The organism is Intestinibacter sp. (assembly GCF_051866655.1).
GTDB lineage: Bacteria > Bacillota > Clostridia > Peptostreptococcales > Peptostreptococcaceae > Intestinibacter.
Genome location: NZ_JBJDXL010000126.1, coordinates 1 through 6,239, shown reverse-complemented (window position 1 = coordinate 6,239; position 6,239 = coordinate 1). Strand labels below are relative to the sequence as shown.

Annotated in this window: 13 protein-coding genes; all 13 read left to right on the top strand. The window is 27.7% G+C overall.

Annotated features, from left to right (window positions below; translation table 11 throughout):
• The coding region (locus ACI3VO_RS03410) for a C-terminal helicase domain-containing protein (RefSeq protein WP_439756575.1) at window positions 1–550 on the top strand (550 nt) is incomplete at its 5' end.
• Window positions 547–837 (top strand): hypothetical protein, encoded by a 291-nt coding sequence (locus ACI3VO_RS03405; protein ID WP_439756574.1) that lies wholly within the window; start codon window positions 547–549, stop codon window positions 835–837. The genes ACI3VO_RS03410 and ACI3VO_RS03405, both read left to right, overlap by 4 nt.
• Window positions 812–1,039, top strand: a complete 228-nt coding sequence (locus tag ACI3VO_RS03400) for a hypothetical protein (RefSeq protein WP_439756573.1) — start codon at window positions 812–814, stop codon at window positions 1,037–1,039. Before ACI3VO_RS03405 ends, ACI3VO_RS03400 begins: the two co-directional genes overlap by 26 nt.
• A 4-nt stretch (window positions 1,040–1,043) precedes the next feature.
• The gene (locus ACI3VO_RS03395) at window positions 1,044–1,727 is read left to right on the top strand and encodes a metallophosphoesterase (protein ID WP_439756572.1); all 684 of its coding nucleotides are present in this window, start codon (window positions 1,044–1,046) and stop codon (window positions 1,725–1,727) included.
• Between the two features lie 18 nt (window positions 1,728–1,745).
• Window positions 1,746–1,994 carry a hypothetical protein gene (locus ACI3VO_RS03390; protein WP_439756571.1) on the top strand — a complete coding sequence of 83 codons (249 nt, stop codon included), beginning with the start codon at window positions 1,746–1,748 and terminating at the stop codon, window positions 1,992–1,994.
• A 2-nt stretch (window positions 1,995–1,996) separates the two neighbouring features.
• Window positions 1,997–2,296 carry a hypothetical protein gene (locus tag ACI3VO_RS03385; protein WP_439756570.1) on the top strand — a complete coding sequence of 100 codons (300 nt, stop codon included), beginning with the start codon at window positions 1,997–1,999 and terminating at the stop codon, window positions 2,294–2,296.
• A complete protein-coding gene (locus tag ACI3VO_RS03380) occupies window positions 2,262–2,717 on the top strand; it encodes a hypothetical protein (protein ID WP_439756569.1) in 456 nt (151 codons plus the stop codon). Before ACI3VO_RS03385 ends, ACI3VO_RS03380 begins: the two co-directional genes overlap by 35 nt.
• On the top strand, window positions 2,708–3,280 hold the full coding sequence (gene dut / locus ACI3VO_RS03375) for a dUTP diphosphatase (RefSeq protein ID WP_439756568.1): 573 nt from the start codon (window positions 2,708–2,710) through the stop codon (window positions 3,278–3,280). Before ACI3VO_RS03380 ends, dut begins: the two co-directional genes overlap by 10 nt.
• Window positions 3,277–4,470, top strand: coding sequence for an ATP-dependent DNA ligase (locus tag ACI3VO_RS03370; RefSeq protein WP_439756567.1), 1,194 nt, complete (start codon window positions 3,277–3,279; stop codon window positions 4,468–4,470). The genes dut and ACI3VO_RS03370 overlap by 4 nt, the downstream gene beginning before the upstream one ends.
• Window positions 4,463–4,741 carry a hypothetical protein gene (locus tag ACI3VO_RS03365; protein ID WP_439756566.1) on the top strand — a complete coding sequence of 93 codons (279 nt, stop codon included), beginning with the start codon at window positions 4,463–4,465 and terminating at the stop codon, window positions 4,739–4,741. Before ACI3VO_RS03370 ends, ACI3VO_RS03365 begins: the two co-directional genes overlap by 8 nt.
• Window positions 4,731–5,069: a hypothetical protein gene (locus tag ACI3VO_RS03360; RefSeq protein ID WP_439756565.1), complete on the top strand. Its 339-nt coding sequence runs from the start codon at window positions 4,731–4,733 to the stop codon at window positions 5,067–5,069. The genes ACI3VO_RS03365 and ACI3VO_RS03360 overlap by 11 nt, the downstream gene beginning before the upstream one ends.
• Window positions 5,056–5,301: a thioredoxin family protein gene (locus tag ACI3VO_RS03355; protein ID WP_439756564.1), complete on the top strand. Its 246-nt coding sequence runs from the start codon at window positions 5,056–5,058 to the stop codon at window positions 5,299–5,301. Before ACI3VO_RS03360 ends, ACI3VO_RS03355 begins: the two co-directional genes overlap by 14 nt.
• Window positions 5,298–6,239, top strand: a 942-nt coding sequence (locus tag ACI3VO_RS03350; protein ID WP_439756563.1) for a hypothetical protein, incomplete at its 3' end; no start/stop codon positions are given. The genes ACI3VO_RS03355 and ACI3VO_RS03350, both read left to right, overlap by 4 nt.

Sequence of the window (6,239 nt, the reverse complement as noted above, 5' to 3'; positions counted from 1 at the left end):
AGAGATTTTAGTAGGAACTGATAACTTTGAATTTGATGGATTTAAATTTTATAATTCATTAGATTATATAATAAAAAATGAACCAGTTAAGACTAAAATAATAATTCCTCATTTTGAAGAAGTTGTAGATGGATATAATTTAGATCTATATGATTCAGTATATAAAGTAACTAATAGTATATTTCTGTTATCTAGAGATAACGATAATAAGAAACTTATAAGATTAGCAAACTTTATAGAAACTACTAGACTTAGAGCAATTTCTTTAAAAAAAGAAAGAAGAAAAGCTGCTGTAGTATGGAGAAAGTACTTTGATACTATAAATAGCTTTGCCACATTATTTGATCTTTATTATGATAATAGAGTAATAAAGAAGAAAACATTTAATTATGGCTATGCTATTTCAGTACATAAGTCACAAGGAACTACATTAGGCAATGTATTTGTAGATATAGGTAATATAAATACAGTTTGGGACAAGAATGAGTTACAACAATTACAATATGTAGCTCTATCTAGAACAAGAGGAAATGCTTATATACTAATATGATAATAAAATTAGCATATTGTGAAGGAAAAGGAGATACTCTTTATAAGCAATTATTTAGTTATACTAATAATGCTAATATAGACTTAATCTCTTATGATGAAGATTACTATAAAGAAAAGAAAGATTCCTTTAAATTAAAAGGGTCTTGTGGAGCTAGATTAACTCCATTTTGTGCTATTTATGATGATACAAAGAATCTTATAAAAGCATTTTATAGTGAAACTGGAGAATGTACATTTAATAATATAAAAGATTTTATAGATGAAAGCAGAAAAATATCAGGCTGATATAAGTAGAATTTATCCATATTTAGGTATTTATAATGGATATGTAGTAATGTTTACTAAACCTAAATCAGGATTTTATATATTTATTCCAGAAGAGGATAAGGATGATGATAATGGCTCTACTCCTTTAGGATATTATTCAGAAAATATAATAGAAAAATATTTTTCTATGTTTGAAGGATTAATTACTCTAAGCAATTAAATATATGAAAATATTAATTAATCCAGATGTTCATGGAAGATCCTTTTGGAAATATTCTATAGAGCATAAAAATAAATTTGATAAAATAGTATTTTTAGGAGATTATTTAGATCCATATTCTCCTGACTTACTAAAAACTGAAGAAGATAACTTTAAAGAGATTATTCAATTTAAAAAGGATAATCTTGATAAAGTTATTTTGCTTTTAGGTAATCACGACGGTCATTATATAAGCCATGCAATGCTTAAAAGCTCTAGATGTAGCTTTTGGAAAGTTGAAGAGTATAGAAAGTTGTTTTTAGACAATATAGACTTGTTTCAACTAATTTATATCCATGATGAGTATCTATTCTCTCATGCAGGTGTGTATCAAGAATGGTTGAAATTATGCCATTTAAATATAGACAATCTAATTAATTATGACTTAGATAAACTGGCACATTGTCTAAACTTCTTAGATAGATATAGAGGTGGAGATGGTGATGTAGGAAGTTGTATATGGGCGGATATATCAGATAGTGAAACTCAAAAACTATTAGAAGGATATTATCATATATTTGGGCATACTCAACTTAGATTTCCAGTAATTACTAAGGAGTTTGCTTGTCTAGACTGTAGAGTTCCTTTCTCATTAGATTGCGAAACAGGAAAAATAAAGAAATTAATGAATAATCCAACAGAGTGGTAAATTTAAAAAGATTTTATTATGATTAATTGTATTCCCAAACCAGTAAAAAGAGGTGCTATCCAATTTGGCCCTCATAGTTATATGGAGATTAGATCTCTTATTGGAGATTCTAATATGGATGACCATAAGGGTCAAGCATTGGTAAATACCAAAAGACATGGTTGGCAAAATGTAGACTTTGGTGACTATTTAGTATTTGATGAAGATAGTAGACTTCTTAAAGTATTATCCCCTGAAGATTTTGGTAATAACTATACAGTAGAGTAAATATGAAACTAGGTGTATATAAAAATTATGATATTTCTGTTTATGGAGATCTAGATATAGATGTAGAAGATTATGTAAATTGGCTTAAAGGAGATAAACCTACTAGAGAGAATCTACAAAAATATATAGAAGAGGATTTCGACAGTAATTTAAGTATTACAATTTGGGACAAAAATCTTGATTATGACATGGAATCTTATGATGACATATCATTCTCTGGTGCTGTAGAATATAAGTTATTATTTAATAAAGTAGAAGAATTACAAAATGAACTTAAAAACTCGAATACATCTATGGAATGAATATTATAATCCATTTTATATATGGTGGAGGTGTAGAAAGTATTTTAAATTTCCCAATATAAAAATACATACTGGAGGAATGACTTGGTTCTTTGGTTTTCCTATATATCAAGAATATATAAATAAATTTATTGATTTTAGAATATCTGCATTAGGTTGGAAAGATAAATATAATTCTCCTAGATATGAATGGGATCCCTATATATCAATAACTCTATTTAGAAAATGGCAATTAATTATATTCTTTGGATATTGGGGTAAAACTAATGATGGAGTAAAGGATTTAGCTACATGGGAAGCTATGTTAGATTATCTTTATTATAATATTCCATTAGATAAACTAGTAGATAGACATACTTGGGGATCAATAAATAAAGATAAAGAATTAACAACTATAAAAGAATTTATTAAATGGAAGTAAAAGTAATTAATAAATCTAAAAATAAATTACCAGAATATGCAACTTCTGGTTCTGCTGGTTGTGATTTAATGGCAGATTTTTCTAGTGCAGATAATATTATGGCTCATAATTCATTCATTACTTGGAATAATGATAAAACTATTATAGAGTCTATAACTATTAGACCTGGAGGAAGAGCATTAATTCCTACTAATTTATTTACAGCTATTCCAGAAGGATATGAAGTACAAGTAAGAAGTAGAAGTGGGTCAGCTATTAAAAAAGGTGTATTCTGTCTTAATTCACCAGGTACTATAGATAGTGATTTTAGGAATGGCTGGGGCGTAATTTTAGCTAACTTTGGTTCAGAGAACTTTGAAATTAAACAAGGAGATAGAATCGCACAAGCTATTCTTAATAAAGTAGAGCCGATTGCTTGGAAAGAAGTAGAAAATTTAGATATAACTGATAGAGGTTTAGGAGGATTTGGAAGTACTGATACTAAAAGTCCAAATATAACTGCTAAAGAAATTTTAGAAGATAATATTGAATCTAAATCTAAAAATAAGTCTAAATCTAAATGATTGGGGGGAATGTATTAATATCTAGAGACTCTAAAGGAAAAATTAGAGTAGTTGAAATAAGTTATCAGTGGGAAGATGACTATAATGGATTCATGATAAGAAGAAAAACTTATCAATATGGAGGAAAAGCTATAGATCATCCTGAGATAGTTATTACTAAAGGTAAAGCTAAAAGAACTGTAACTGAACAAGCTAGATTAGAGTATAATTCTCATTTAAAGAAATATCAAGATAAGGGATATAAACTATTAGAGAAAGATATTAGTAATTATTCTTTAGAAGATCTAGATAATATTCTTCCAGAATTTACTACTGATGCTAATGGATTTCAAAAACATATGTTAGCTAAACAAGCTGATAAAGTAGCAGCTTCTGCTTTTGAAAAGGAATGGTATGCTTCAAGAAAAATAGATGGTACTAGATGTTCCTTCTATTATAAAGATGGAGTTATTAAAACTGCAAGTAGAGGTGGTGGAGATTATGATCCAGCTTGCCAACATTTCATTACTAATAAGAAATTAATTACATTCTTTGAAAATCATCCAGATTATATACTAGATGGAGAACTTTATAAGCATGGAAAATCACTGCAACAGATTAGTGGAGCAGCTAGATTAGAGAAAAATGCTTATGATTGTGATTGGCTTGAATATTATATTTATGATGTAATGATTCCTAATATACCATTTAAAGATAGACTAGAAATTCTAGAAGAAATACAAGATGAATTAGGTTTAGGATTTGACCCTGAACACATTTGGAATGAAGGAGATCTTCAAATGCAAATGGTTCCTCATGTAAAAGTATCTGGATGGTTAAATATTAAGAGTCTTCATGATAAATATGTATCTGAAGGATGGGAGGGAGTTGTAATTAGAGATCCTAGTAAGAATTATAAGTTTGGAGGTAGAGGAAATGAGATGATCAAGGTAAAAATGTATCAGGATGCAGAATTTCAAGTAACAGGAATATCTGAAGGACTTAGAGACGAGGATCTTTGTTTTACATGTATTACTGATGATGGTAAAGAGTTCAAGGCCAAACCTATGGGAAGTAGAGAACTAAAACAAGCTTATAGAAATAATCTTGATCAAATCGTAGGTAAAATGGCAACCGTTAAATTCTTTTATTATTCAGATGATGGTACTCCATTACAACCAGTCTTAAAATGTATTAGAGATTATGAATAAAAGTTTTGTTCCTAAATACTTTGATTTCTCACAAGCATTAGAGTTTCTAAAAGATGGACTATCAGTAACTAATACTAATTATGTCTCTCATTTTAGAATATTATTAAAAGATAATAAATTCATATTAACTAATTTTACTAAAGTTTATAGTGATGACAAGGGAAATCTTACTTATATTGCTATAGATGGAGAACAAGCTGTTTATGAGGAATTAGATTATATAGATAAGTATGATATATTAAACGAAGAATGGTTTATTTATGCAGGATAACTTAATACTACAGCATTTCAAGAATGTTACTCTACAACACATAAATAGAGATAAATTTGGACATGCTTCCTTTAAATTAGGAATTAAATATGTAATTCAAGATTTAGAAGTTTCAGTTCCAGATTTATATAAAGCAAATGGAATAGGAAAATGGAAAGCTACTATAAATTATGAATTAGATAAGAGGATAATAGAAACTGCTGAGATTATATTTAATGCTGCTATAAATAGATTAATAGATGTCTCTTTAAAGGAAAAAGATTATAAGACATTATTGTATTTAGAAAATCTTGATGATTGGTATTTAGTCAATTATGAAACTAATTAAATTCTATACACAAACTTGTGGGCCTTGTAAGGTAATGAAACCTATTATTGATAAACTAATTCAGAATCATCCTGAAATAGAATATCAAGAAGTAGATTGTACAGAAGGAGTTCCAGATGAATGGATTCAAACAGTAAGAAATGTTCCTACAATAATTATTATTAAAGATAATGCTCCAAATGAGAAAGCTGTAGGAATTAAAACTTATGAGTATTTGGAAAGTTTATTATGATATATCTAAGTGATAATTATGATATTAATTATGTAGCAGAATTTGTAGAAATTAAAGAATTTAGACCTCACTCTAATCCAGAAGTAACTAAATTAAAATGCTGTAAAGTTAATGGCTTTAATGTTATTACTAGCGTAGATTCTAAACCTGGAATGTATATTTATTTTCCAATAGAATGTTATATTAATAAGCAATTTCTAAGAGATAATAATCTATTTAGAAATCCATCTCTAAATGAAGATAAAACTACAATAGGGATATTTGAAGATAGAGGTAGAGTTAAAGTTATAAAACTTAAAGGAGAAATTAGTGAGGGATTTATAATTCCTGCGGATTCATTATCTAGATATGTTAATAATATAGAATTTTTCTATAAAAATATAACTCTGTTTGACAGAGTAAATAATATGATTTTATGTGAAAAATATTCTCCAAATAAAAAAGAAGATTCATTTAAAACAGATAATATAATGGAAGATCAATTTCATTATCATGTAAATACAGTGCAATTAAAAAGAATGCCTTACATGATAGGCCCAGATTCTTTAATTCAGATTTCTATTAAAACTAATGGTTCGAGTGGAATCTCTGCTAATTTAAAAGTTAATAAACCATTACATCAATCTTTTCTTGATAAGATTTTAAGAAGAAAACGTTATAAAGAAAGATATTATTCCTTCTTTGCATCAAGAAGTATGATTCAGGATTCTGAATTAGTAGAAGAAGTTGGAGAGTATAGTAAAGATAGAGAAAGAATCCATAATTTTCTATTTAAAAATATTCCTAAAGGACTTTCAGTTTACTATGAAATCCTAGGATATTGGTCTGACGGAACTCCTATTCAAGGAAAATGGGACTACGGTTTCACTAAACCAAAATCTCCTGATTCTTGGATTTATAATAAAAATTATGGAGTTGAAGTTTATCGTATTACATAT

Bases quoted from the DNA above. Each gene is read 5' to 3' on its own strand.
- ACI3VO_RS03365 (WP_439756566.1), top strand. From the start codon at position 4,463: ATGAATAAAAGTTTTGTTCCTAAATACTTTGATTTCTCACAAGCATTA.
- ACI3VO_RS03385 (WP_439756570.1), top strand. From the start codon at position 1,997: ATGAAACTAGGTGTATATAAAAATTATGATATTTCTGTTTATGGAGAT.
- ACI3VO_RS03355 (WP_439756564.1), top strand. From the start codon at position 5,056: ATGAAACTAATTAAATTCTATACACAAACTTGTGGGCCTTGTAAGGTA.
- dut (WP_439756568.1), top strand. From the start codon at position 2,708: ATGGAAGTAAAAGTAATTAATAAATCTAAAAATAAATTACCAGAATAT.
- ACI3VO_RS03390 (WP_439756571.1), top strand. From the start codon at position 1,746: ATGATTAATTGTATTCCCAAACCAGTAAAAAGAGGTGCTATCCAATTT.
- ACI3VO_RS03370 (WP_439756567.1), top strand. From the start codon at position 3,277: ATGATTGGGGGGAATGTATTAATATCTAGAGACTCTAAAGGAAAAATT.
- ACI3VO_RS03360 (WP_439756565.1), top strand. From the start codon at position 4,731: ATGCAGGATAACTTAATACTACAGCATTTCAAGAATGTTACTCTACAA.
- ACI3VO_RS03400 (WP_439756573.1), top strand. From the start codon at position 812: ATGAAAGCAGAAAAATATCAGGCTGATATAAGTAGAATTTATCCATAT.
- ACI3VO_RS03395 (WP_439756572.1), top strand. From the start codon at position 1,044: ATGAAAATATTAATTAATCCAGATGTTCATGGAAGATCCTTTTGGAAA.
- ACI3VO_RS03380 (WP_439756569.1), top strand. From the start codon at position 2,262: ATGAACTTAAAAACTCGAATACATCTATGGAATGAATATTATAATCCA.
- ACI3VO_RS03405 (WP_439756574.1), top strand. From the start codon at position 547: ATGATAATAAAATTAGCATATTGTGAAGGAAAAGGAGATACTCTTTAT.